The 26,061-nt window shown below is 68.0% G+C and carries 14 protein-coding genes; 9 read left to right on the forward strand and 5 right to left on the reverse strand.

Annotated elements, in window-relative coordinates:
* The first annotated feature begins 33 nt into the window (after window positions 1–33).
* Window positions 34–675 carry a GNAT family N-acetyltransferase gene (locus IDF66_RS09765; RefSeq protein ID WP_164308255.1) on the forward strand — a complete coding sequence of 214 codons (642 nt, stop codon included), beginning with the start codon at window positions 34–36 and terminating at the stop codon, window positions 673–675.
* Window positions 676–713: 38 nt separating this feature from the next.
* Here the strand turns inward: IDF66_RS09765 and IDF66_RS09770 are convergent, their stop codons facing one another.
* Genes IDF66_RS09770 through IDF66_RS09780 form a run of 3 tightly spaced genes read right to left on the reverse strand, consistent with a single transcriptional unit; the run spans window position 714 to window position 6,930 of the window.
* On the reverse strand, window positions 714–2,024 hold the full coding sequence (locus IDF66_RS09770) for a SidA/IucD/PvdA family monooxygenase (RefSeq protein WP_190266694.1): 1,311 nt from the start codon (window positions 2,022–2,024) through the stop codon (window positions 714–716).
* Complete coding sequence (locus IDF66_RS09775; RefSeq protein ID WP_190266695.1) at window positions 2,021–5,581, reverse strand: non-ribosomal peptide synthetase; 3,561 nt, start codon at window positions 5,579–5,581, stop codon at window positions 2,021–2,023. Before IDF66_RS09775 ends, IDF66_RS09770 begins: the two co-directional genes overlap by 4 nt.
* Entirely contained in the window at window positions 5,578–6,930 is a 1,353-nt protein-coding gene (locus IDF66_RS09780) for a salicylate synthase (protein ID WP_164308252.1), read from the reverse strand. The genes IDF66_RS09775 and IDF66_RS09780 overlap by 4 nt, the downstream gene beginning before the upstream one ends.
* Window positions 6,931–7,095: 165 nt before the next feature.
* On the opposite strand from IDF66_RS09780, the gene IDF66_RS09785 reads away from it, so the two are divergent.
* The 4 genes from IDF66_RS09785 to IDF66_RS09800 all read left to right on the forward strand — a co-directional run bounded on the left by IDF66_RS09785 (window position 7,096) and on the right by IDF66_RS09800 (window position 10,525).
* Window positions 7,096–8,766, forward strand: a complete 1,671-nt coding sequence (locus IDF66_RS09785; protein WP_317628648.1) for a (2,3-dihydroxybenzoyl)adenylate synthase — start codon at window positions 7,096–7,098, stop codon at window positions 8,764–8,766.
* 44 nt (window positions 8,767–8,810) lie between these two features.
* The gene (locus tag IDF66_RS09790) at window positions 8,811–9,497 is read left to right on the forward strand and encodes a phosphatase PAP2 family protein (RefSeq protein WP_190266698.1); all 687 of its coding nucleotides are present in this window, start codon (window positions 8,811–8,813) and stop codon (window positions 9,495–9,497) included.
* A 68-nt stretch (window positions 9,498–9,565) separates the two neighbouring features.
* Window positions 9,566–9,757, forward strand: coding sequence for a hypothetical protein (locus IDF66_RS09795; protein ID WP_190266699.1), 192 nt, complete (start codon window positions 9,566–9,568; stop codon window positions 9,755–9,757).
* 105 nt (window positions 9,758–9,862) lie between these two features.
* On the forward strand, window positions 9,863–10,525 hold the full coding sequence (locus tag IDF66_RS09800; RefSeq protein ID WP_190267420.1) for a DedA family protein: 663 nt from the start codon (window positions 9,863–9,865) through the stop codon (window positions 10,523–10,525).
* A 60-nt stretch (window positions 10,526–10,585) separates the two neighbouring features.
* Here the strand turns inward: IDF66_RS09800 and IDF66_RS09805 are convergent, their stop codons facing one another.
* Window positions 10,586–11,521, reverse strand: coding sequence for a methionyl-tRNA formyltransferase (locus tag IDF66_RS09805; RefSeq protein WP_190266700.1), 936 nt, complete (start codon window positions 11,519–11,521; stop codon window positions 10,586–10,588).
* A gap of 169 nt (window positions 11,522–11,690) precedes the next feature.
* Between IDF66_RS09805 and IDF66_RS09810 the strand changes: the two genes are divergently transcribed.
* The 4 genes from IDF66_RS09810 to IDF66_RS09825 are packed head-to-tail and all read left to right on the forward strand — an operon-like array spanning window position 11,691 to window position 25,052.
* Window positions 11,691–20,378 (forward strand): non-ribosomal peptide synthetase, encoded by an 8,688-nt coding sequence (locus IDF66_RS09810; protein ID WP_190266701.1) that lies wholly within the window; start codon window positions 11,691–11,693, stop codon window positions 20,376–20,378.
* Window positions 20,375–21,955, forward strand: a complete 1,581-nt coding sequence (locus IDF66_RS09815) for an ABC transporter transmembrane domain-containing protein (protein WP_190266702.1) — start codon at window positions 20,375–20,377, stop codon at window positions 21,953–21,955. Before IDF66_RS09810 ends, IDF66_RS09815 begins: the two co-directional genes overlap by 4 nt.
* A complete protein-coding gene (locus tag IDF66_RS09820; protein ID WP_190266703.1) occupies window positions 21,952–23,754 on the forward strand; it encodes an ABC transporter ATP-binding protein in 1,803 nt (600 codons plus the stop codon). Before IDF66_RS09815 ends, IDF66_RS09820 begins: the two co-directional genes overlap by 4 nt.
* Window positions 23,751–25,052 carry a lysine N(6)-hydroxylase/L-ornithine N(5)-oxygenase family protein gene (locus IDF66_RS09825; RefSeq protein ID WP_190266704.1) on the forward strand — a complete coding sequence of 434 codons (1,302 nt, stop codon included), beginning with the start codon at window positions 23,751–23,753 and terminating at the stop codon, window positions 25,050–25,052. The genes IDF66_RS09820 and IDF66_RS09825 overlap by 4 nt, the downstream gene beginning before the upstream one ends.
* A 16-nt stretch (window positions 25,053–25,068) precedes the next feature.
* Here the strand turns inward: IDF66_RS09825 and IDF66_RS09830 are convergent, their stop codons facing one another.
* Window positions 25,069–26,061 carry an ABC transporter substrate-binding protein gene (locus IDF66_RS09830; protein WP_190266705.1) on the reverse strand — a complete coding sequence of 331 codons (993 nt, stop codon included), beginning with the start codon at window positions 26,059–26,061 and terminating at the stop codon, window positions 25,069–25,071.

The raw sequence follows: 26,061 nt of genomic DNA on the forward strand, positions 1-26,061 counted from the left end.
AAAGTCTCTACGAGGTCGAATGGAGCGCCGCTGATGAACACCGCCGACACCCGATCGGGCGCCCCCTACACGATCGGGCGCGAGATCACCGATGTCACTGCGGAAGTCGACGCCGCAGGCCCTCCGGTGGTCCCGGGGCCGACGGGTCGATTCACACTGCGGCCGGTGGATCCCGACGGCGATGACCCGGCACTGCTCGTCTCGTGGTTCGCCCGTCCGCATCTCGTCGAGACCTGGGAACAGGAATGGTCTCCGGAGCGCTGGCGCGCCGACTCGGCGTATCGGCTGGCCGGCGATTATTCGCGGCCGCTGATCGTGTCTCTCGACGACACGGAGATCGGGTACATCGAGCTCTACCGACCGGCGCGCGACGAGATCGCCACCCTGTACCCGGCCGATCCGCACGACATGGGCCTCCACATCGCGACCGCGGAGCCGGGGCTCACCGGCCGAGGGGTGATGTCGGCATGGATGGCCGAGCTGGCGGATGCCCTGTTTCGCGCCGATACTCGTTGCCGCCGAGTGGTTCTCGAACCGGATGCGCGAAACGAGCGGATGCGCAGGGCGTTGACCAAACGCGGCTGGACCGACCTCGGCGAGTTCGATGTGCGGCCCGATCGCAGGATCGCGCTGCACGTGCTCGGACGCACCGCGGCCGACGTGCCGACGATCTGACCTCGCTGCGCCGCCCGCACACATCTGCCTGCCATCCATCAGCTGGCCTCGTCGACACGAGATTCACGGGCACCTCGTCCCTGCCGGACGGCAAGGCGCAGAATTCGATTCGACACCTCACCGAGGCAGCTGAGGTTCGGGAATCCCGGGCCCTGGGCGAAGCCGGCGAGGTTCGGCAGATAGAGCTTGGGCGTGAGCCCGGTGACCGCCAGGTCGTGTCCGATCGACGACTCGATGCGCTCCAGCGTCGGAGGCCAGCCGAGCGTCAGCTCCAGGATGTCGGCGGCATCCTCGGTGAAGAGGTCGAGGAACCAGAGCGGTTGACCACCGGTCGCGTCCACCACGAGGTCGAAGGAGTGGGTCTGTGCAGGCCTGCCGGGGTTGTGCAGTGTCACCGCGATCAGGTCGTCAGCGCGCCGCGCCGATACCACGCGACCCTGGAGGTGGTGAACCCTGTTGTCCCCGAGCAGATTCTCCTGCACGGTGACCGAGAAGACCCCCCGATCCGTGCGTCGGATCACGTCACGTCGCTCCGCAGGCGACAGACTCGGCCAACCGGTCGGATCGCTGAACATGGCGTTCTCGAAGTAACTCTCGCCGCGCGTGTAGATCGTCGCACCGGGCGATATCACCGAGACGGTCATCACCTCGTGGCGCACGAGTTCGTCGAGTGCGGAGCCTGCGGTCTCACCGCCGCCGATCACCGCCGCGCGTGACGCGACCGGCAATCCCCTACGCGACACCAGGTCCCAGAACGCCGACACCGAGAGCACTCGCTCGTCGTCGATCATCGCGCTCCCGCTCGACCCGGGGCCGGTGACCAGCAGACCGTCCCCGACGATCTCGCTGCGACGGCCGTCCGCCCCGACGACATCGAGACTCCACTGGTCCTCGTCGGCCGAGATCGACCGCACGGTACCGATGGTGACATCGAGCTCGATGCGGGTCGCCACCCATTGCAGGTACCGGGCCCACACGTTGTGGTGCGGGTTCGGGCGTCCGCGATCCACCCATTCGGCGTAGGTCTGGTGTTCCACCAGAAACGACATCCAGCTGTAATCCAGCATCCGCCTGCTGATCTCGGCGTTCATCGCGCCGTCTCCGCGGCCCGCGACCGCGGACCGATACGGGAAGCCGATGTCCTTCTCCGGGCTGGTGCCGAGCCGGTGGCGCCCGTCGGTCCATCCGCCGATGGACTGCCAGTTGGCACCCACGGCATGGGCCTCGACCACACGCACCCGCGGCGCCGGGAGGCCCAGGTCACGCATCACCTTCGCCTTGGCCGCGACCGCGAGAGCCTTGGGGCCCGCACCGATGATGATCATCGTCTCCGGTTGTCGGACGCTCATCCGTGGGTCTCCGTCAGTTCGGTGTCGAGTCTCGCCGCGTCGACGGCCTCGTCATCCATCCCGACCACTTCCAGATACAGGGCGGCAACCTGCTCGAGGCGCCCGGGTCGCTCATCTGCTTCATCGATGCGCCGGGCGAGTTCGCGGACCGATCGGGCCGTGAAGATGTCGACGACCCCGACGTGCGGCGCATCCAGCCATTCGCGCACGCGGGCGACGACCGTCGTGGCCAGCACCGAATCGCCACCGATCGCGAAGAAGTCATCGGTGACGCCGACCCCATGCTGGTCGACCGACAGTGTCTCCGCCACGATACCGAGCAGGGCTTTCTCCAGATCGTCTGCGGGCGCGATGCTTTCGGAAACGATCTCGCCACCGTCGAACAGCCCGCCGATCATCTTGCGGTCGAGTTTCCCGTTCGAGGTGAGGGGAAGCGTGTCGACGATCTCGATTCGTGACGGGATCATGTACGTGGGCAGCAGGTTGCGCAGTTCCGACTCGATCGTCGACGACGATGGCGATGACGATGGTGTCGTCGACGACGCAGCATCGTCGACGACGACGGCGGCGACGAGAGTGCGCAGTCCGCCCGAGCCGTCGACCACGGTCGCGACGGCCTGGCGGACACCGTCCACCGATCGCAGCGCGCCTTCGACCTCACCGAGTTCCACCCGGAAGCCGCGGACCTTCACCTGATGGTCGGCGCGGCCGAGGAATTCGATCGTGCCGTCCGGCCAGTACCGGGCGAGATCACCGGTGCGATACCACCGCTGCCCCTCGCGCTCGATGAACCGGTCGGCGGTGCGTACCGGATCATTCCGGTAGCCGTGGGCGACGCCCGAGCCACCGACCCAGAGTTCGCCGGTGACCCAGTCCGGGCAGTCGCGATCAGATGAATCGACCACCCGACACCGGACGTTGCGCAGGGGGGTCCCGAACGGAACCGACGTCCAATGCGCCGGCGGATCGGTGGTCTCGCACACGGTGCCGTGGATGGCGATCTCGGTTGCTCCGCCGAGTCCCGCGAATCGTGTCGCCGGCGCCAGTGCGTGCAACCGCCGTGGCAGATCGACGCCCACCCAGTCGCCGCCCAGAAGCGTTGCGCGCAGCGAATCCCCGAGTCCGCCCGTCTCCGTCTCGGCCACTGTCAGCAACATGTCCAGGGCGCTGGGGACGCAGGTGAGGACCGACGCACGATGCTCACGGAGGAGTTCGAGCCAGGCCGCCGGGTCCCTGGCGGCATCGGCATCGACGACGACCACGGCGCCGCCCGCGCTGAAGAGCCCGAAGATGTCGTATACCGAGATGTCGAATTCGAGCGCGGCGACGGTGAGCGACCGGTCGTCCGGACCGACCGAGAACCGGTCATTGACGTCATCGATGGTGTTCATGGCGGCTCGGTGCGGCACCTCGACGCCCTTCGGCGTGCCGGTGGATCCCGAGGTGAACAGGATGTAGGCCACCGACTCCGGATCGGGCAGGACCGCCTCGGCGAACGGCGTGCCGTGACGCCGCGCCTGATCGAGATCGACGGTGATCACCCCGTCCGGCACGTCGTCGAGGGACGCGCCGCTGCCGACGAGAGCGTTGATCTCACCGGTGTCGAGGATCGTCTCGCGCCTGGCCGACGGCTGGTCGTATCCGATGGGAACCCAGATCGCCCCCGCCGCGAAGACCCCGAGCGTGGCGACCACCTGCTCCGGCCCCTTCGGGAGTTGCACACCGACCGCGTCTCCGGTCAGCACGCCGGCGTGGCGGAGCGCACCGGCCACCGCGAAGGCCTCGCGGGCGAGTTCCCCATACGAGAGGGTCCCGTCGCGCCAGATGAGGGCGGTCCGGTCCGGTTCATGTGTCGCACGCGCGAAGAACTCCTCGTGGAGCACCCGGCCGCTCGTCTCGCCTGCGGTTGCGTTGACACGCTCGCGGACTGCCCGCTGTTCGGGCGGCAGCTGCGGCGCCGATGTCGCCATCCACCCCGCGTCGCCGTGACCGAGCCTGTCGATGGCCGCGGTGTACTGCGCGAACATCGCCTCCACGACGCCGGGAGGAAACGCCGATTCCCGTACGTCCCAGTTGAGCAGCAGCCCACCGCGCAGTTCGGTCACCTGCGCATCGAGTGTGACCTGCGGCCCCTGCGACACGATCCAGGCCGGCTCCCCCAACCGCTCGAGGACGGCATCGGAGAAGAGTTCACCCAGACCCAGCGCGCTGGTGTAGACGACGGGCGCGATCACCTGTTCGCCCCGCGCCCTGCCCAGGTCCCGAAGTACCTCGAGCGCACCGTAACTCGAGTGTGATCCGTTGGCGTGCATCGTTTTCTGCATCGCACGGGTGAGGTCGAGGACGGACTGCGCGTGTCGCACATCGACGTCGATCAGGATCGACGAACTGAAGTCACCCGACACCCGCTCGATGTCGGGATGTACCGGCTCCCGATGGAACAGTGGGACATTCAGGAGGAATCGATCATCGCTCGACCACGCGCCGATGGTGGCCGCGAAGACCGCGGCCAAGGCGATCGCCGGTGTCACGCCCCGCTCGTGCGCGGCCGCGAGCAGCGTCTCCTTCGCCTCCGGACCGACCCAGTGGTGATGCCGGACCACTCGAGCAGCGTCCGCGACCTCGCCGAAACCTTCACTCCGCGTGGGGAGTGCCGGACCTGATGGCAGATCGGCGATCCGCTCGGCCCACCACGCCTGGTCGCGAGCGCGGGCCGGATCAGGATTCGCTGCCCGATGCTGTAGGTAGTCGCGGTAGGTGTAGTCCAGGGTCGGCAGGGTGCCACCGTCGTGGAGAGTGACCAGATCCGCCAGCAGCACACGGTAACTCATCGCGTCGGCGGCCAGCATGTCGATGTCGAGATGGACACGATGGCGGCCGTCCGGCAGGAGTGTGAGGGTCAGATCGACCACCTGTCCGGCCGCGACGTCGAGCAGCTGGTGACTCTTGGCTCGGCGGGTCCGCGCGAGGGCGGCGTCGATCTCGTCGGCTTCGAGAGATCGCAGGTCGTCGACAGCCAGCAGCTCGCGTGCCAACGACGGTAGAACCCGTTGCGTCCCGTCCGGTCGGAACTCCGCACGAAGCATCGGATGACGGGCCACCAGCGACTCCATCGCGGAGCGCAGTCGGTCGGCATCGAGCCCCACGCCGTCGAACTCGACGTAGAGGTGGGCGGCCACGCCACCGAGATCGGCCACCTCGGTCCGCCCGATCCAGTAGGCGTGCTGCATCGGCGCCAGGGCGAACGGTTCCGACTGTGCGGCAACGTCTTCTGCCGCATCCGCGGCGACGGGACCACTTTCGGCGACCGCCTCCGGGGCCTCGGCGACCGGATCGGTCGCGGCCAGCATCGCCGCCCACGCCTCGACCGTCGGCTCGGCCGCGAGCTGCGCGAAATTCAGTCGATGACCGCGCTTGCGCCACCCGCCCGCGATCTTCATCATCCTGATCGAATCCAGCCCGAGTTCGATCAGATCGGTGTCGGACCGGACGTCCTCCGGTGCGATGTCGAGCGCTTCGGCGATCGCGCTGGTGACCTCGTGACGATGGCTGCTCATGATCTGTCACTCCCCTCTGCATGCCGCCGGACCACATAAGGAGCCACGCTGCCGAGCTTCTCGCACGTCTCCTCGAACTCGCGGTCGGGGTTCGACTGGCCGACGATGCCTGCACCGGCACGCAGCCACGCCCGGTTCCCGACCGCGAAGATACTCCGTAGGGTCAGGGTTGCCTCGAGGTCGCCTGCCGAAGACGCCACCACCACGGCACCGGAGTAGAGTCCGCGACTATCGGGCTCCAGGCGGTAGATGGCCTCCAGCGCAGCCGATTTCGGAATTCCCGACGCGGTGATGGACGGGAACAGCACCGCCAGCGCCTGCCACGGCCCGGCCTCGGGCGAGAGCTCACCGCGGACGGTCGATGCGAGATGCTGGACGCTTCCGCGCTCGCGAACCACCATGAACTCGCTGACCACGGTCGTGCCGGGAAGGGATACCGAGGCGATCTCCTCGAAACACGCCTGCACCGACATCGCGTGCTCCGCGATCTCTTTCGCGTCGGCGAGCAGGTCGGCGCGGGCAGCGGCGTCGAGTTCCGCCGACCGCCCGAATGCCCGTGTACCGGCCAGCGGTTCGGTGATCACCGTACCGTCGGGTTCGGTCGCCAGCACCAGTTCCGGGCTGAATCCGGCCGCGGACAACGAGCCGAGATCGAGGAGGTACGACCGCGCCGGATTGTTGCCTGCCCGGCCCCGGGCGTAGGTCGCCGGGATGTCGACATCGAACGGGACGTCGACACGACGGGACATGATCACCTTTTGGTAGTCGCCCCTGTTGATCTCGTCGATGGCCTGGGCCACGCGGCCGCGGTAGTCGTCGTGGTCCACGTCGACGTCGACATGCGTCGGCCCCGGCGGTGTCATTGCGGTCGCCGCGAGCTCGCGCAGGCGCGCGGCCCGGGCGTCGTCGGCGGTGCCGGTGTCGACACCGGAGCCGTCCACGAACGCCTCGAACTCGGGGACCATCAGATGCGCGAGGACGACGCCGTCGGGGACGCTGTCGACAAGACCGTGGAACGGCGCGCAGTAGTCGAACCCGATCCAGCCGTAGACCCGCCATTCGGTGTCCGTCAGCGCGTCCAGCGCCTCGGCCACGGCCGCGGACGGGTCGCCATGCCACGGGGTGCGCACCTGTTGACCGGCTTCGGTGACGATCACCGCGGTCGTGGTGACCACGATCCGCGCGGCCACCCCGGCAGCGAACGTCCACCGCCGATCACGTTCGTACACGACGTGTTCACCGAACTCACCGGATGCGGCCCACGTCGCACAGACCCTGGCGGCGATCTCCGGGGACAACCGAGGGCGACGAGGCGCGCCGGCGGCGTGCGAGTCGACAGTCAACGACATGCGGACTTCCTTCGTTGTGGGGAAATCGAGGACTAATGCATTAGGACAGCCTAAACTATGCCCCTTCGCCCGTTGATTGCGGATAAGGGTAACCTAATTCACTGTGCTCGACCGAGCACCGGAGATCCGACAGACGTCCTGCGTCTCGCCGCAGAAAGGCCCAGCGTGCAGAACCCGACAGCCGACGCCGTCGCGTCCGACCTCACCGTCGGCTTCGCACCGCATCCCGCGTCCGCGGCGAGCCGCTATCGGGAGTCCGGAGTGTTTCCCGGACGGCCTCTGTGGCACGTACTCGGTGACGCAGCCTCGCAGCGGCCCGGTCGGCCTGCGGTGACCGACGCATCTGTGGACGATGCCGTCACCCTGACGTACGCGGAGTTCGAGTCGGCAGCGACCCGACGCGCCGCCGGTTTCACGAGCGCCGGACTGCGCCCCGGTGACCGGGTCATCCTCCAGCAACACAACTCGGCCGGGTTCGCGATCAATCTCTTCGGCCTGCTGCGCGCGGGCGTCGTCCCGGTGATGACGCTGCCCGCACACCGCAGTGCCGAGATCGTGCATCTCGCCGCCGGCTCCGGGGCCGTCGCCTACATCACCGAGGACGATCGCCGCGGATTCGACCACCGTGAGCTCGCCGTCGCGGTACAGGCTGCGGTGCCGTCGATACAGACGGTCTTCATCGACGGCGACCCCGGCCCGTTCGCCGCCCTGCCCGATGCCGACCCCGCCGACGTGCCGCTGCTGGTCGAAGACGACATCGACCCGGACGGTCCTGCCCTCTTCCTGATCTCGGGCGGCACCACCGGCCTGCCCAAGCTCATCGCGCGGACTCACAACGACTACGCGTACAACGCGCGGCGATCGGCGGAGATCGCCGGGCTGCACGCCGACGACACCTACCTCGTGGCGCTGCCCGGCGCCCACAACTTCCCGCTCTGTTGCCCCGGGATACTCGGCATGGTGACGGTCGGTGGGCATGTCGTGTTCACCGACAATCCGAGTCCCGACAACACTTTCGATCTCATCGAGACCCATCGCGTCACCGTCACCGCGCTGGTGCCTGCTCTCGCGCAGGTGTGGTGCGCGGCCACCGAGTGGGAGCCCGCCGACATCAGCTCGCTGCGTCTGCTCCAGGTCGGTGGCGCAAAGCTCGCCGCACCGGATGCGGTGGCCCTCGACGCCGCGCTCGGCGAGGTGGTCCAGCAGGTGTTCGGGATGGCCGAAGGACTCATCTGCTACACCCGCCTCGACGACCCTCGGGAACTCGTGCACGCCACCCAGGGCGCACCGATGTCGGAATACGACGAGATCCGCGTGGTCGACGAGGACGGCCGAGATGTCGCCGACGGGACCGAAGGCGAACTCCTGGTCCGTGGTCCGTACACGATTCGGGGCTACTACCGGGCCGACGAGCACAATCTGCGATCGTTCACGTCGGACGGTTACTACCGATCCGGCGACAAGGTGCGGCGCCTGCCCTCCGGGCACCTCGCCGTGACCGGGCGTATCAAGGACACCGTGGTGCGCGCAGGTGAGAACGTGGCTGCCGACGACGTGGAGGAGAATCTGCTGGCGCACAGGTCGATTCGGCAGGCCGCGGTGATCGGGCTCCCCGACGACGCGCTGGGTGAGAAGATCTGTGCCGTCGTCGTGCTGTCGCACGAACACCCGCGCGGTGAGCCGCTCGAACTGCCCGCCGTCCGGGCCTTCCTGACCGAACGGGGCATGGCGGCGTTCAAACTCCCGGACACGCTCCAGGTCGTCGCGGCTCTCCCGCTCACGGCCGTCGGGAAGATCGACAAGGCGGCCCTTCGGGAGCCGTCGCCAGGCGCCTGAGCCGACTCAGCGTCTCCTCAGCATGCCGGGCGCACAGTGGACGGATGCCCCCCAATCAACTGAGGACCATCACCGGTCTCGTTCTGCTGGCGGCGGTGTGCGTCTTCGGCATCGGGATGATGTTGGACGGAATGCCGATGTGGATCGACGACCTCGTCGCGAACTCGACTCTCGCACATCGTGGTTCCGGCCTGACCTCAGTGGTCAGGGAAGTGACACTGATGTTCAGCCCGCTTGCCGTCACCATCTGGACTGTGTGCGCGGCAGCATTCTTCGTCGTCCGTGACCGCACGCTCCGACGCGCCTTTCCACTGGTGGCGTCGGTTGCCGTGGCCGGCGTGATCGGCGAACTCGTGAAGATCGTGGTGCACCGGCACCGGCCACCGATCGCCTACCAACTGGGCACAGTCGAGACGACGTACTCCTACCCTTCCGGGCACCTCACGGGCACGACGACTTTCGTCTTCGCGGTGGCGCTGATCGCCACCACGCAGTCGAGCAGGATCGTCAGGATCGCCGCACTGTCGGGCGCCGCCCTGATCACCCTGGTGGCCGCATGCACCCGCATCTACCTCGGCGTCCACTGGGTCACCGACGTCGTGGCCGGTGTCTGCGTAGGCGTCGCCGTGGCCCTCGTGGTGCCGATCTGGGCGGAGAAACTCTTGCGCATCGTGGCCGCACACTCCCCAGATCGACTGGGACGCCATATCTTCCCGGCTGTCCCGCAATGACGGGACGGCCATCGGACCGGTCTCGCCGGTCGCGCGCCCGTCGATCGATCAGACGTGCCATGCCGCTGATGCTGATGGCAGCAGCTCTGCTCGTCACTGCCGGTGTAGGCGTCGCACTCATCGGCGACGGGAAATCGACGGCGTCGGTCCGCCACCACGAACGAGCCGCAATCCTCGAAAGCGCGGAGTGGCTCGCCGCTCGGCACCCCGGACTCGATCATCGCGCCCGCAGCGAACATGTCTTCGACGGACATGAGTGACCTCATGTCCCGCATACGGACTCAGCACCTCCTCAGCATCCCGTCGCTACCGTCGCCACCATGATCATGACTTCCGTTGCCGCGGCGACCACGCACGCGAGCGCGATGCCGGGCATCCTCGACCCCGTCTCCCTCCTCGGGTACTTCGGCACCTGGGCACTCGCCGGACTGCTCCTGGTGATCGCCGTCGAATCGGGTGTGCTGTTTCCACTGCTCCCCGGTGATTCACTGCTCTTCGTCGCGGGGATGGTCATCGCATCGGGCGGAAAGGAAGGGGTCCCCGCGTTCGCCTCGCTGTGGCAGGTTCTCGTACTCGCCCCGCCGGCTGCCATCCTGGGCGCCGAGCTCGGCTATCTCATCGGCCGCACCGTTGGCACCCGGTGGTTCGGACCCGACCGTCGAGTTCTCAAGCAGCGCTACGTCGACGAGGCCCATGAGTTCTTCGACAGACGCGGGGCAAGCACGGTGCTGGTGGCCCGATTCGTCCCGATCGTACGAACGATCACCCCGATCGTGGCGGGCGCGGCAGGAATGAAACACCGAACCTTTTTGATCTACAACGTCATCGGTGCCGTCACGTGGACATGCGGTGTCACCTTGCTGGGATACTGGCTGGGACAGTTCACAGTGATCCAGAAGCTGATCGAGCCGATCTTCGTCCTGATAGTCCTTGCCTCGGTGGCACCGATGGCCTGGCAGGCGGTCTCTCGCCGACGGCATCGCCGGGAGACCGAGTCCCGACCGGGTCCGACCGCCGACATCAGTTGAGCATCTGACTTCCACGCCGGCCGGTCGGCAACCGGAGATCCGGACGGGGACCGGCCCGGCTCACCCGAGGTATCCGCCTCCGTGCGGGAAGAACTCCTTTCCGGCGTGCTCGACGCCGTCGTCGGTGCGTAGCCGCTCGATCACCAGACCCTTGCCTCGCCCCAGGTGCGCGTCTGAGCCGGCGACGATCACCATGCCGTCACCTTCGTGGATGAACACCCGTCCTGGCGTGCCACCGTAGACACACCGGGACACAGACGCTTTGGTGATCCTCAACCGCTGACCACGAAAGTGTGTGTACGCGTTCGGATATGGATCGGACTGAGCCCGCACCAGTCGATCGATCTGGTCGGCAGGCCAGTTCCAGTTGATCTCCGAATCGATCTCGGATCGCTTGTGGAAGAAGGTCCGGTCCTCGAGGCGCTGCGGCGTCCAGACCGCTGTACCTGCTTCGATCTGCTCGAGCGCATCACCGAGTACGCCGGGGATCAGGTCGATGGTCGCCGCGACGAGTTCGGTCGCCGTGGACGTCGACGTGATCGGAACGGCTCGCTGGAGTACGACGTCGCCGGTGTCGAGGCCGTCGTCCATCCGGTGCGCGGTGAGGCCGACTTCGGTTTCACCGCTGATCAGCGCCCAGATCACCGGCGAGAAGCCGGTGAACTTCGGCAACAGCGAGTCGTGCAGATTCAGGGTTCCGTGGGGCGGCAGGTCGAACAGTTCCCGGGGCAGCCACGTGCGCCAGTTGTTGGCGACGATGATGTCGGGTTCGAGGTGCTTGACCCGCTCGATCAGCTCGTCATCCGGACGTTGGGCCAGGTGAACCGGTATGCCGTGGTCACGAGCAAGATCCTCGACCGAATCCGACCAGATGGTCTCGTATGCGTGTTCGCTCGGCGGGTGCGTCACCGACAGCACGACCTCGTGCCGCGAATCGATGAGCGCCTCGAGTGTCCGATGGCCCCAGGTCTGGTAGCCGAAGGTCACGATCCGCATCCGGTTCATCCTCCCTGTGGCGCACGACAATCGACGCGGTGACGACCGGTGGGGGACATCGCCGGGTTTTGACAGCGTGCGAATGGTTCACTTCAATAACTGAGGTAAGCGTAACCTCATTACCCGGCTCTGTGAAACCGAGCCTCGACATGGCCGCGAGGAACCCCCGTTGAACCCAGGAACGATCGATGATCAGGTCGGTGCCGGTGGACGGCTGCCCGAATCACGTCACACGGTTGACGTCACGTCGCCTCGCCTGCCTCTCACCGCGGCCCAACGGGGACTGTGGTTCGCTCAACAACTGATCCCGGACACCCCGATCGTCATCGCGACCTACGTGGAACTCCACGGCGACCTCGACATCGATCTGCTCGATCGCGTCTGCCGCCGTGGCCTGACCGAGGTCGAGTGCCTGGTCCGGATCGGTGAGGTCGACGGGGTGCCCCACCAGGTCATCGACCGTGCCGCCGACGACGACTTCCCCATCGTCGACGTGAGTGGTCACGACGATCCGTCCGCTGCCGCCCACGAGTGGATGGTCCGCGACTACACCGCGGGTTTCGACCTGCTCTCCGATCGGCTCATCCGCGGTGCCGTCATCCGTCTCGCCGATGGCCATCACTACTGGTACTCGTGCATCCACCACATCGTCGTCGACGGATACGGCGCGATCCGGTTCATGAATCGCGCCGCCGAGTTGTACACCGCCGAGCTCACCGGGACCGGCGAGTCCGAGGAGCGCTACAGCGCATCCCGGCTCGAGGATCTCGTGACCGCAGACTCCGAGTACCGGGATTCGAAGCGGTTCCGGACCGACCGCGATTACTGGATGACCAAGGCGCGCAACCTTCCTGCACCCTTGTCCCCGGCAGGCGTGACCGGCATTCCCGACATCACTCCCCTGCGCGGTGGCGGATTGCTCTCGCCCGACCTGTCGAATCGCCTCGCCGATGCCGCCGAGCGCTACGGCAGCATCGACGCCGCCGTCACCATCGCCGCCGTCGCCGCCTACTTCGCCATCGCCACCAACACCTCCGATGTGGTGCTCAGCCTTCCGGTGACCGGCCGCACCAACGCCGTGCTGCGCAAGGGCGCGGGCATGGTGTCCAACGTCGTACCGATCCGGGTGCAGGTGGGGGCGGCCACCACCGTCGGCGAACTGGTGAAGGCCACCGGCCTCGAACTCACCGGCGCACTCCGTCATCAGCGCTACCGAAGCGAGGACCTCCACGCCGACCTCGCCGCCACCGACCCGGCACGCGCAACCGCAGGCGTCGAGATCGGCGGGCTGTACGGCCCGACCATCAACGTGATGAACTTCCCGACCGATCTCGAATTGGGTTCCGTCGCAGGGCACTTCAATGTCCTGACCTCTGGCCCCATCGCCGATATGATGGTCAACCTCTATCCGGCGGCCGACGGCACCCGAGTCGACATCCTGGCGAACCACCACCTCTACGATTCCGACACGCTCGCACGCCACCACGACCGGATGATCCAGCTCCTCGAGGCCTTCGCCGACGGCGATCCGGACCGTACGGTGCTCTCGGTCGACACGCTCACCGAGACGGAGCGAGCCTCTCTGGTACCGGCGCGAGGCCCGATCGCCCCGCCTGCACGCACGCTCGGGGAGATCATCGAGGAGGCCGCTACCCGAGCCCCTGGCAACATCGCATTCACCTATCACGACGGCACAGGCGAGCACGGCAGGGTCACCTACCGCGACGCCGCGCGCTGGGCGTCGGCCGTCGCAGATCACCTGATCCGACGTGGTGCGCGGCCCGGCGCCTTCGTCGCCGTCGCGGTCGAGCGATCCCTGGACTCCGTCCGATCCGTCTGGGCCGTTGCACGTTCGGGCGCCGGATTCGTTCCGGTTGACCCGGATTATCCGGCCGATCGGATCGGTCACATCCTCACCGACAGCGGCTCGCGGATCGGTATCACCACCCGGGCGCTTCGCGACCGCCTGCCCGACGACGTCGACTGGCTGGTCCTCGACGACATCGGCGACCCCGATGCGACGCGCGACCATCTCGCCGAGCGCGAATCTGCCGGTGCGACACCGCGGACCGCTCGTGTGGACGATGCCGCGTACATGATCTACACCTCGGGGTCGACCGGCACGCCCAAGGGGGTCGTCGTGACCCACCGCGGCCTGTCCGCGCTGGCCGCCGAACGGCGCCACAATTATCACGTCACCGCCGACTCCCGATTCCTGCACAACACGTCACCGAGTTTCGACATGGCTGTTGGCGAACAGGTCTCGGCGTTGTCGGCATCGGCGACACTCGTCGTCGCCGCGCCCGGGCTGACCCCCGACGAGCTCGCCGACGTCATCACACGCGCCGACGTGACCCACGCACTGCTCACTCCGACGGTGCTGTCCACCCTCGCACCCGAACGGCTCGAAGGGTTGAGGGTGCTGGGCGTCGGAGGCGAGGCGGTGAACTCGGATCTCGTCCGGCGCTGGGCGCCCGGGCGAGCGATGCGAAACGGCTACGGGCCCACCGAGGCAACCGACATCGCCACGGTCGCCGCACTGACCGCGGACGCCCGGGTCACCATCGGTGGCCCGGTCCACGATTTCGAGGTCGTGGTCCTGGACTCATGGCTGCGGCCGGTACCTCCCGGCGTACGGGGGGAGCTCTATCTGTCCGGCCCGGGTCTGGCCCGCGGATACCACGGCCTGGCCGCGCTCACCGCGTCACGGTTCGTGGCCTCCCCCCTCGCGACGGGCGGCCGGATGTACCGCACCGGCGACGTCGTGTCGTGGGCGCCGGGCGACCTCGACACCCCGTACCTCGAATACCACGGACGATCCGACAATCAGGTCAAGATCCGGGGCCGCCGCATCGAGCTCGGCGAGATCGAGGCGACCCTGGTGCAACTCGCCGTCGTGTCCAACGCGGTGGTCGCCGTGTGCGACACCGCCGCAGGCGCCCGGCTGGTCGCCTACGTCGTCGGGACACCCGACGCGGTCGTCGATGTGGATGCGGTGCGCGAGTGGTGTGAACAGCGGCTTCCGGCCGGTCTCGTTCCCGATGGCGTCGTGGTCCTCGAGCAGCTTCCCGTCACCCCCAACGGCAAGCTCGATGTCTCGAGGCTCCCCGCACCGACCTTCACCGCCGAGAAGCCCTACCGCGCACCCCGAACATCCGAGGAGCAGATGCTGGCCGAGCTCTTCGGCGAAGTGCTGGGGCATGATCGCGTCGGTGCCGACGACTCGTTCTTCGCACTCGGCGGCGACAGCATCGGCGCCATCGGGCTCGTCTCCCGGGCCCGTACGATCGGTCTGAACCTCACTCCTCGCGACGTGTTCGAGCGGAAGACCGTCGCAGCGCTCGCACGCGTCGCGGCCACCCAGGCCGCGCAACCCGGCCTCGACGAACTCCCCGGCGGTGGCGTGGGCCGCGTGCCGCTGACCCCGATCATGCACTGGCTCCTCGCCCGGCCGGGTGGTATCGACCGCTACGCACAACATCTCGTCCTGCGATTGCCTGCAGGCATCGGGCGAGAGGGGATCGCCGAGACACTCTCGGCCGTGATCGCCCATCACGATGCCTTACGGGCCCGGCTGGTCGACCAGGACACGGCGCTGCGGGTCGACCCCGAGAGCGCGGTGCGGGCCGACTCCCTGATCCGACGCATCGACCTCGACTCCGACGCGGACCTCGCCGAGGTGGCGCGGGTCGCTCTCGACGCGGCCCTGGGCCGGCTCGACCCCCGCGCGGGCATCATGAGCCAATTCGTCTGGCTTCACCGGGAATCCGACGACGACCTGCTCATCGCAGCGATCCACCACCTCGCGGTCGACGGGGTGTCGTGGCGAATCCTCGTGCCCGACATGATGACCGCGTGGTCGGCTGTCGACGCGGGACGGCCCGTCGCGCTCGCACCCGTCGGCACCTCACTTCGCAGGTGGGCACACGGCCTCGCGGAACGCTCCACGGCGATCGCCGAGGCCGACAACGACCGTTGGGCCACCGCACTCGATGCCGCGTCCCCGGCGGGCACCTGGCAGATCGATCCCGCCCGCGACCACGTCGCCGATCTCGTCCACCGCGAATTGCGGCTCGGCCCGGATCTGACACGCTCGGTGGTCGAGTCGATTCCCACGGCGTTCCGCGCGACCACCGAGGACATCCTCGTCGCCACCCTCGCCCTGGCGCTGGCCACATCGTCTGCGACGACACCCGATTCCCTGGTCGTCCAGCTCGAAGGGCACGGACGCGAGGAGTCCTTGCTGCCCGGTGCCGATCTCTCGCGCACCGTCGGCTGGTTCACCACGGCCTTTCCGCTGCGTATCGACCGAGACCGCCTGCATACGAGTCGGGGGACCACTCCCGACGGACCGGCGGCGATCGAGGCAGTCAAGTACGTCAAAGAGTTGATCCGCGGATTGCCCTCTCGTGGAGCCAGTTACGGGATCATCCGACACCTCTCCCCGACCGGCGAGGGCGCGATCACCGCACTCGCCGACGTCACGCCGGCCGTGAGCCTCAACTATCTCGGCCGTATCTCCGCAGACGCCATACCCGCCGAGTTCGCCGGCCTCGGGTGGTTACCCACCGACGAGTTGGGCCGACTCCCCGTCACGCCCGACGCCGGCATGCCCGCGGTGGCGGCCCTCGACGTCAACGCCATCGTGACGGGCGCGCCGAGCACCGGTATGCAGCTGACCGCCGGTGTCGACCATGTCGCACGAATCATCGACGAGAGCACCGTCACCGGCGTCCTCGCACGGTGGGAACAGCTGCTGACCGCGCTGGCCGACGCCGTTCGCGAGGGCACGCACGGATGGACGCCGTCCGACGTCACCCCCGCCCGCGTCACCCAGCGGGACCTGGACCGGTGGGTCGCGCAGTATCCGAACCTGGTGGACGTCTGGCCGAGCTCTCCTCTGCAACAGGGATTTGCCTTCCACACCGCGCTCGCCGCGGAATCCGCCTCGGGCTTCGCGGCATCGGACATCTACGTCTCGCAGGCGACCATCACCCTCGACGGCGCGGTCGACGCCGACCGTCTCCACACCGCTGCCCGTGCGGTGGTGTCGCGACATCCCGCCCTGCGCACGGCGTTCACCACCTCCGACACCGGTGATCTGGTGGCGCTGCTCGACGCCGGAGCCGAACCCGGCTGGCAGGTCGACGATCTCACCGATCTCGAACCCGGGCTGCAGTCCGTCCGCCTCGCCGGAATCCGAGATCGTCAGCGTGCACGCCCCTTTTCACTCGGCGATGCCCCGTTACTGCGGTTCGGCCTCGTCCGCATGGCACCCGAGTCGTTCGCACTCGTGGTCACCGTCCACCACGTCGTCGTCGACGGCTGGTCCATGCCCCTGCTGCTCCGAGATCTCCTCGTCCTCTACGCAACACACGGTTCGGACGCAGCGCTGCCGGATGCACCCAGTTACCGCGACTTCCTGGTGTGGCTCTCGAACCGAGACCGGGATGCGGCGCGGAACGCCTGGTCACAGGCATTCGAGGGTAGGGCGCACGCCTCGTTGCTCGCCCCTGCTGCCGCCACGTCGGTCGATCCGTCGCCTCCACGGCGCGCGGCTCTCGACCTCGGACCCGAACGATGGGCCCGAATCACGCAGTGCGCCAACGATGCCGGCGTCACCGTGAACACGGTTGTGCAATCGCTCTGGGCGATGCTCCTGGGACGACTCACACCTGGCGACGATGCCACGCGCGGTGGCGTGGATGTCACCTTCGGTGCGACCGTCTCGGGCCGGCCCGCGGAGCTCGACCGGGTCGACGAGACCGTCGGGTTGTTCATCAACACGGTGCCGGTCCGGGTGCGTGCCGAGGCAGGCGAACCCATCGCCACTGTCTGGCAACGTCTCCACGACGAGCAGGCCCGCCTGATCGACCACCACCATCTGGGACTCGCCGAGATCGGACATGCGGCAGGCCCGGGTTCCGGATTCGACACGCTGGTCGTCTTCGAGTCGTACCCGATCGACACCGAAGCACTCGACACCGCCAACGGTGTCGACGGGGTGCGGGTCGTCGACGTGGCGATCGACGAGTCGACCCATTACCCCCTCAGCCTGACCGTCGAGATGCAACCGCATCCCCGACTCGTCTTCAGCGCACGCACCGATGTCGTCGACGCACGTGCCCTGACGGGGTTGGTCGAGCGTTTAGATCGCCTCCTGCGCACCGTGTGCACCGACCCGTCGGTTGCCGTGGGTGCTCTGCCTGCCCTGACCGAATCCGAAGAGCAGCACACGGTTCCACTCCGAGGCCTGCCGGCCGAGCCGGCGATGACCCTGCGACAGATCATCCGCCGCGCGGTGGACCGACGCCCGGACGGAATCGCCATCCGCGCGGCCGGCCGATCGATCACCTATGCCGAGGCCGACCAGTGGTCCGACGAGGTGGCATCTCTGCTGTCCGCGGCGGGCGCGGGACCCGAGGACTATGTCGCGATCGCCCTTCGCCGGTCGGCCGATTCGGTCCGCAGCGTGTGGGCCGTCGCCAAGACCGGTGCCGCATTCCTGCCCGTCGACCCCACCTACCCTGCGGACCGCATCGCGTTGCTCCTGGGGGACTCGGGTGCCCGCCTGGGTGTCACGGATCGGCGGACGCGTCCGCACCTCCCGGATTCGATCGAGTGGCTGGTTCTCGACGACCGGCCGACGCGACCGGAGCGTACCGGAGAGCGAATCCGCCTCAGGGAGAACGTCGATCACCCCGCATACCTGATCTACACCTCGGGTTCCACCGGACTCCCCAAGGGGGTCGTGGTGTCTCATCGAGGCCTCGCCAATCTGGTCGGCGAGCGGCGGCACACCTACCTCGTCGACGAGGATTCGCGATTCCTCCACAACACGTCGCCGAGCTTCGACATGTCGGTCGGCGAACAGCTCGCTGCCCTGTCCGCGTCCGCGACACTCGTGATCAGCGACCCCGAGGCCGGCCCGACGTCGCTGCCCGAGTTGGTCGGGCGAGAGGGTGTGACCCACGCCCTGCTGACGCCGACGGCACTGGCCACCATCGATCCCGAAGCGCTCGCCGGAGTTCGCGTCCTCGGGGTCGGCGGCGAGGCGATCGGACGTGAGCTGGTGTCGCGCTGGGCGCCCGGCCGGACGATGCGCAACGGGTACGGCCCCACCGAGGCGACCGACATCGCCACCGTCGCCTCACTCGAACCCGACACGGTCCCGGCGACCGGCACCGTCCCGATCGGTCGCCCTGTCCGGGGTTTCGAGATGATCGTCCTCGATCCGGCGCTGCGCCCGGTCGCGCGCGGCACGGTGGGAGAGCTCTACGTCGCCGGCCCTGCTCTCGCGCGTGGCTATCACGGTCGGCCGGCGCTGACCGCCGATCGATTCGTCGCGAACCCGTTCGGCAGACCCGGTGATCGGATGTATCGGACCGGCGATCTGGTGTCACTCGCCCAGGACGACTCGATCCGATATCTCGGTCGCGCGGACCGGCAGGTCAAGGTCCGCGGGCATCGGATCGAACCGGGCGAGATCGAGGCAGCCCTGCTCCGGAATCCGGTAGTCCGGCAGGCCGTGGCGGTCGGCAAGCCCGGCCCGCACGGCGATACCGTGCTGGTCGGGTACGTCGTCGGGTTCGATTCCGCACACGTCGACGGCGGGGCACCGCAGCCCCGGGAGATCCGCGACGAGCTCGCCCGAACCCTCCCACGGCACATGGTGCCGTCGACGATCGTCGTCCTCGACGCGATTCCGACGACACCGTCGGGCAAGGTGGACGAGCGATCCCTGCCCGACCCGGAGTTCGTGTCGATGACCGCCTTCGCCGCGCCCACGACGCCGACCGAGCAGATCGTCGTCGACGAGTTCGCACGGCAACTGGGCATCGAGCGGGTGGGCACCGACGACGATTTCTTCCTGCTGGGCGGCACGTCGCTGTCGGCGTTCGCGATGGTTGCCAGACTTCGCGATCGGACCGGCTCCCTGGTGCCGATCGCCGCGGTTCTCGACGACCCGACGCCTCGCGCGCTCGCCCGCAGACTCGACGATCCCGATCCCGTCGCGGACGATGCGGCACTGCGCGTCCTGCTGCCGATCCGCCCGTCGGGCACCGGCGCCCCACTGTTCTGCGTCCATCCGGCCATCGGATTGTCGTGGGGTTACGCCGGGTTGCTCCGTCACCTCGACGCCGACCGGCCCGTGTACGGCCTCCAGATCCCGGGAATGATCGACGACGACTCGGTCCTCACCTACGACACGATCGACGATCTGGCCGACCGCTATCTCCGGGAGATCCGGAACGTGGTGCCGCACGGTCCCGTCCACCTGCTGGGTTGGTCACTGGGTGGTGTGATCGCCCATTCGATCGCAGCTCGGATCGTGGCTGCCGGAAGCGTCGTCGCGTCGCTGACCTTGTTGGACAGCGTGATCCCGTCGGCCATGCCCGACCGGGACGACACGATGCGACTGACGGATCTGGTGAGCGCACTGGGCCTCGAGGATCACCCGATCGCGACTCTCGGCGACGAGAGTGCACCCGTGACGCGGGCATCGGTGGATGACCTGCTGGCACAGGTGGAGGACATGCCGCCGGGCCTGCAACCCGAGATCGTGTACTACCTGATCGACGCCGCCGCGCACACTGACCGACTGCTCCGACGGCATGTGCCGCCCGTGTACGACGGCGACGCATTGTTCGTGACCGCCGATCCCGACGACACCGCAGGCTCGACCGCGAAGTCGAGCTGGATGGGCCCCATCGCCGGGCATGTCGACGAGCTCCGCGTCCGGTGCACGCACTGGGAGATGTGCTCCCACGCCGCGATGCGCGCCATCGGCCCGGCGGTCGAGGGGTACCTCGACCGATCCGTTCCGGCGCACCGGAACGGACGTGCGACGCCATGAGCGACCTCGACATGGCACCGGTGGATCACCGCGGCCGGACACCAGACGGCGCCCGGGTCCTGCGTGGCTCGGTCCGGGACAACAGACGCTCCCTGATCGCCTCCACCGCACTCCTGTCGCTGCATCAGTTCTGCGAGGTGTCGGTCCCCGTCCTGATCGGTGTGGCAGTCGATCGCGCGCTCGGCAATGCCGACGTGGCATCGCTGATCCGGTGGCTCACGGTCCTGGCCCTGGTCTTCCTCGTCCTGACCGTCGCGTATCGATACGGCGCCCGGATCGCCATGACGGCGGCTCAAGGCGAGGCACATCGACTCCGGATGCGATGTGCCGCAACAATCGTCGAGGACACCCCGCCCACCGCCACGGAGCTGCGCGACGGTGAGATGCTGAGCATCGCCAACTCCGATGCCGACGAGACCGGGAACCTGCTCCGCTATGTGCCCCAGGCGGGTTCGGCCGTCATGGCGCTGATCGCCTGCGCCGCTGTGCTCATCGGCATCGACACAGCGCTTGGCATCACCGTCCTGATCGCGGTACCTCTGGCACTCTCGGTCGTACAGCTCCTGTCTCCGTTCACCACGCGTCTCATCGGTGCCCAACAGCATCACATCGGCCGTTCCACCGCACTCGCGACCGACCTCGTGACCGGGATGCGGACGCTGCGGGGCATCGGCGCACTCGGCATCGCGTCCGACCGCTATCGGGAGGCCGACGGCCGGGCCCGACTCGCGATGCGGCGCGCGGCCATCGGACACGGCGCGTTCTTCGGCGCGGCCACCGGCGTGACCGGTCTGATCGCGGTCGGGGTCGCCGCACTGGCGGGCTGGTTCGCGTTGTCCGGCCAGATCAGCGTCGGCGCACTCATCACCGTCCTCGGTGTGGCCCAGTTCCTGACCGAACCGCTCGCGATCGCCGCGATGTTGCCGGGCCGCGTCGCGACGGCCCGCGCATCCGCCGAACGCATCTCGACGCTGACCGCCCGACATCGGCTCGCCGGGGACACCACCGTCCCCATCGACCACGACTCGACGACGGTGCCGTGCCCGGGAGAGTTCGTGGCCGTTCGGGCCCCGGACTCCGCCGCCGCCCGCACCTATGCGAGCACGATCGGTTCCGATCACCGATCCGGCCTGCTCGTCGAACCGCATTCGGTCGACCTGTTCACCGGGACCATCTGGTCGAATCTGGTCGTCGACCCGCACGCTGCCCCGCCCCGGGCCACCGTCGTCGAGCTCCTGCGGGCACTGGGCAGCCTGGACATCCTGAGCGGGGGCGGCACAGAGGCTCTCGACACGCCAGTCTCCGATCGCGGGCTGTCGCTCTCCGGAGGTCAGCGACAACGACTCGCGCTGGCGCGCGCCCTCATCCGGGACCCGGGCACTCTCGTTCTGCACGATCCGACGACTGCCGTCGACGCCATGACCGAACGGGTCGTCGCCGAGGCCGTGTACCGGCATCGACACGGCCGGGGGGCGACCCGCTCGACGACCGTGATCACCAACAGTCCCGCGTGGCTCAGGGTGGCCGATCGTGTGGTCGCCCTTCCCGGGTGCGCCACGACGGAGCCCGCCTCATGACGGCGCTGCGGGTGGCCGATCGAGCCGAGGCATCACGCTGGGTGTTGCGGGCCGTGCGGACCCGGCCCGTGCTGACCGCGACCGTCACGATGCTCTGCACGGTGACGGCCGTCTGTGCGGTGATTCCCGTACTCGCGCTCGGGATTCTGGTCGATCGGGTGAGCAGTCACGCGACCGCGGGCTCGTTGATCCCGGTGGCGCTGCTGGCCGCGGGGGCCGCGGCCGTCGGTGGGCTGGCGGCCGGGGCGACCATGTATGGGGTGGCGCGCCTCGGTGCCGACGTGATCGCCGATCTGCGCGCCGAGGCGGTGGACGCCGCTCTGCACCTCCCGCGTGCGGCCATCGAGAAGGCCGGCCGGGGCGACGTTCTCTCGCGCCTGAACAACGACGTCACCGTCATCAATCGTGCGGTCACCACGGTGATCCCGACAGTCGTGACCGCGGCGGCTCTCACCGTGGTGAGCGTGATCGCGATGGCCGGACTCGATTGGCGGTTGGGCCTCGCCGGTTTCAGCGCCATCCCGTTCTACGTCGCGGCCCTGCGGTGGTACATCCCCCGTTCGGCGCCCGTGTACGCCGCCGAACGCGTCGCCGCGGCCGAGCGCGCACAGGCGATCGTCGAATCGGTGACCAGTCGCGACACCGTACTCGCCTACGACCTGCAGACACGTGAGCTCGACCGCATCGAGGTGTCCTCGGCGCGCACCCGCGACCTCGCGGTCTCGGTGTTCACCCTGTTCACCCGCCTGGTTGGCCGGGTCAACAGGGCCGAATTCGTCGGTCTGGCAGCGATTCTCTCGATCGGCTTCTGGCTCGTCTCCACCGGCGACGTCACCGTCGGGGCGACGACCGCGGCCGCCCTGCTCTTCCATCGTCTGTTCAATCCGATCGGGATGATCCTCTACAGTTCCGCGGAGTTGCAGCTGGCGGGAGCCGGTCTCACCCGACTGGTCGGCGTGGTCGAGGCGACGACGTCGGCTCCCGCCGGGGATTCCGGGGTCGACCCACCCGTGTCACAGGTCCCCGAGGTCGGGGTGACATTGCGCGACATCTGGTTCGGCTACACACCCGATCATGCGGTTCTGCGTGGTCTCGATCTCGACATCCCCCGGGGCCATCGACTCGCGCTGGTCGGCGCGAGCGGGGCAGGCAAGTCGACGGTCGGCGGCCTGATCGACGGCACCCTCAGGTGTGATCACGGAGAGATACGCACACCCGCAGGCGCACAGATCTTCACCGTCAGCCAAGACGTCCACGTGTTCGCCGGCCCACTCATCGATGATCTCCGCCTGGCAGCGCCGGACGCCACCCGCGCAGAGGCCTTCGAGGCGCTGGCCACCGTCGGCGCCGACGGATGGGTCCGGGCATTGCCATCCGGGATCGACACCGTCGTCGGCGAAGGCGGCTGCCGTCTCGGCGACGCCCAGGCACAACAGGTCGCGCTGGCCCGTCTGGTGCTCGCCGACCCCGAGATCGCGATCCTGGACGAGGCGACGGCGGAGGCCGACAGCGACCAGGCGGCCGACCTCGATCGGGCCGCCCTGGCGGCGACGGCGGGACGCACGACGCTGGTGATCGCACATCGACTCTCCCAGGCGCTCACCGCGGATTCCGTCGCGATCATCGCCGATGGCGTCATCACCGAACACGGCCCCCCGGACACGCTCATCGGCGCGGGAGGCGAACTGACGCGGCTGTGGAACACCTTCCACGGCCGACACCTCGGCCACCACGATCCTTCTGATCCGATCCGACAGCTCCAGCAGACAATCACCTCCGACGCAAGGACTCACCGATGACCCGCACGACCTCACACAGCCATCGCTTCGATCCGACCGACATCGTCGACATCGGCGGAATCGGCTTCGGGCCGTCGAACCTCGGCCTGGCCATCGCCGTCTCGGAGCTCGACGAACCTCAGATGACACCGCTGACGGCCCGGTTCGTCGAGCGGCAGGCCACCTTCAGTTGGCATCCGGGAATGTTGCTGCCGCGCACCACCATGCAGATCTCCTTCCTCAAGGACCTCGCCACCCAGCGAAACGTGCAGAGCCGCTTCACATTCCTCAATTACCTCGCGCACCGGGGCAGGCTGATCGACTTCATCAACCATCAGACGTTCTTTCCCTCGCGGCACGAGTTCCACGACTATCTCGAGTGGGCGGCACAGTTCGTCGATGCCGACGTGCTGTACGGAACGAGCGCCATCGACGTCGAGGTCGAGGACGATCACTTCGCGGTCCATCTCGACGGCCGGTATCCCGGCGTCCTGCGGGCCCGCAACCTGGTGGTCTCCACCGGATTGTCGGCACGGCTGCCGGACGGGGTCTGCGCATCACGGCGCGTGTTCCACAACCACCGCCTGCTGACCCACCTCGAGGACATGCCGCCGCAGCAGCACAACCGATTCGCGGTGATCGGAGCCGGACAGAGTGCTGCCGAGGTCGTCGAGTACCTCCACACCACATATCCGGACGCGGAGGTCCACGCGGTATTCGCGAAGTACGGATACACGCCCGCCGACGACAGCCCGTATGCCAACCGGGTCTTCGACCCCAGCGCCGTCGACGATTTCCATTCCGCGACGCCGGAATTCCGCCGCCGACTGTTGGGCTATCACCGCGCGACCAACTACTCCGCGGTCGACCTCCCCCTGATCGAGGAACTCTACGGACGTGAGTATGCCGAACGCGTGAGCGGGCAGCGACGACTCTTCATGCACGGCGCATCGGATCTGGCCGGGATCGCCGAGACGCCCGCGGGCGTCGATGTGACGGTGTCCCACGGACCGACCGGACTCACCGAGGTGTTGTCGTGCGACGCGGTGGTCTGCGCCACGGGTTTCCATCAGATGAACCTGCGGAGCTCCCTCGGCGGGCTCGCCGATCACGTCGTCACCGATCCCGAGGGGCCACGGGTCAACCGCGACTACCGCGTCGAGATGAACCGTGAACTGCCGGGCGGCATCTACCTCCAGGGCGGCACAGAACACACCCACGGGCTGTCGTCGTCGCTGCTGTCCAACGTGGCCGTGCGATCCGGAGAGATCGTGCGCAGGATCGCCCGGGATCGCGTCGCCACCCCGGCGCGCGACTGACGATCGCGGTCGCGACTCAGACGACCTTGGCGGCCGCCCCCGCCAGCATCGGGGTGATGCGTTCGAGCGCGTACCGCAGCGACTCCGGGGTCCCGGCGGACATGCCCTGCACGATCGGGTCGGTCTCGGCCAGTTCGACCGCGCGGCCGTCGCGGGTCACCGGCAGCGAGTTGATGAGGTTGTCGTCCTGTAGCTGGGCGAGCGGCATCCCGATCGGCGCGAACACCGCCACCTGAGAGTCGAGACTCGACACCTTCTCCACGGGAACGGAAGCGAAAAAGCCCTGTGCCCGGAGCTGTGCGACCGGCGGGAACTGGATGAAGCCGAGTTCGGCGATCGTGTCGAACCGCGCATCACCCGGTAGGTAGGCACCGTAGGCCGAGCCGAACTTGGCGCCCCAGACAAAGGTCTTGCCGGCGAAGGCGGGGTTCTCCGAGCGGAGTCGGCTCTGCAGGTCGGTGGTCTGTTTGATCTGCGCCTCACCGTCGGAGGACTTTCCGAGAGCGTTGGCGATCAGCTGCGTCTGCGTCTTCCAGTTGACCGCGTAGTCGGGTGCGTTCGCGGGTGCGGTGACCACCGGCGCGATCGCCTTCAGGCTGTCGGTGACCTTGGCGTCCGACTTGGCCCGTACGTTGAGGATCAGATCCGGATTCAGTTCCTTGATCTGCTGATAGTTGAAATCACCCGCGCTCGCAGCGGAGATGATCTCCGGGCTGTCGCTGCCGAATTGGTCTGTTGCCCACGGACCCACGCCCTTTGCCCCGGCCCCGAACGACATCCAGTCATAGATGGCCACCGGCTTCACCCCGAGGCTCAGCGCGATCTCACCGTCGGACCAGCCGAGCGCGACCACACGAGGATTGTCGGGGAGACCGAGGTCGGCGGTCGTCGACGGATCCGAGTACACGGCGTTCTCGGTGTCGTCGGACTGGATGCATCCGGTCATGGCGAGCGCCAGGACGACGACGAGTCCGATCAGACTCGACAGTCGGCGGACTGATGGGGTCAT

The organism is Gordonia hankookensis, from assembly GCF_014673215.1.
Lineage (GTDB): Bacteria > Actinomycetota > Actinomycetes > Mycobacteriales > Mycobacteriaceae > Gordonia > Gordonia hankookensis.

Excerpts from the sequence above, each read along its gene's own strand:
- IDF66_RS09765 (WP_164308255.1), top strand. The coding sequence starts at position 34 with ATGAACACCGCCGACACCCGATCGGGCGCCCCCTACACGATCGGGCGC.
- IDF66_RS09770 (WP_190266694.1), bottom strand. The coding sequence starts at position 2,024 with ATGAGCGTCCGACAACCGGAGACGATGATCATCATCGGTGCGGGCCCC.
- IDF66_RS09775 (WP_190266695.1), bottom strand. The coding sequence starts at position 5,581 with ATGAGCAGCCATCGTCACGAGGTCACCAGCGCGATCGCCGAAGCGCTC.
- IDF66_RS09780 (WP_164308252.1), bottom strand. The coding sequence starts at position 6,930 with ATGTCGTTGACTGTCGACTCGCACGCCGCCGGCGCGCCTCGTCGCCCT.
- IDF66_RS09790 (WP_190266698.1), top strand. The coding sequence starts at position 8,811 with ATGCCCCCCAATCAACTGAGGACCATCACCGGTCTCGTTCTGCTGGCG.
- IDF66_RS09795 (WP_190266699.1), top strand. The coding sequence starts at position 9,566 with ATGCTGATGGCAGCAGCTCTGCTCGTCACTGCCGGTGTAGGCGTCGCA.
- IDF66_RS09800 (WP_190267420.1), top strand. The coding sequence starts at position 9,863 with ATGCCGGGCATCCTCGACCCCGTCTCCCTCCTCGGGTACTTCGGCACC.
- IDF66_RS09805 (WP_190266700.1), bottom strand. The coding sequence starts at position 11,521 with ATGCGGATCGTGACCTTCGGCTACCAGACCTGGGGCCATCGGACACTC.
- IDF66_RS09815 (WP_190266702.1), top strand. The coding sequence starts at position 20,375 with ATGAGCGACCTCGACATGGCACCGGTGGATCACCGCGGCCGGACACCA.
- IDF66_RS09820 (WP_190266703.1), top strand. The coding sequence starts at position 21,952 with ATGACGGCGCTGCGGGTGGCCGATCGAGCCGAGGCATCACGCTGGGTG.
- IDF66_RS09825 (WP_190266704.1), top strand. The coding sequence starts at position 23,751 with ATGACCCGCACGACCTCACACAGCCATCGCTTCGATCCGACCGACATC.
- IDF66_RS09830 (WP_190266705.1), bottom strand. The coding sequence starts at position 26,061 with ATGACCCCATCAGTCCGCCGACTGTCGAGTCTGATCGGACTCGTCGTC.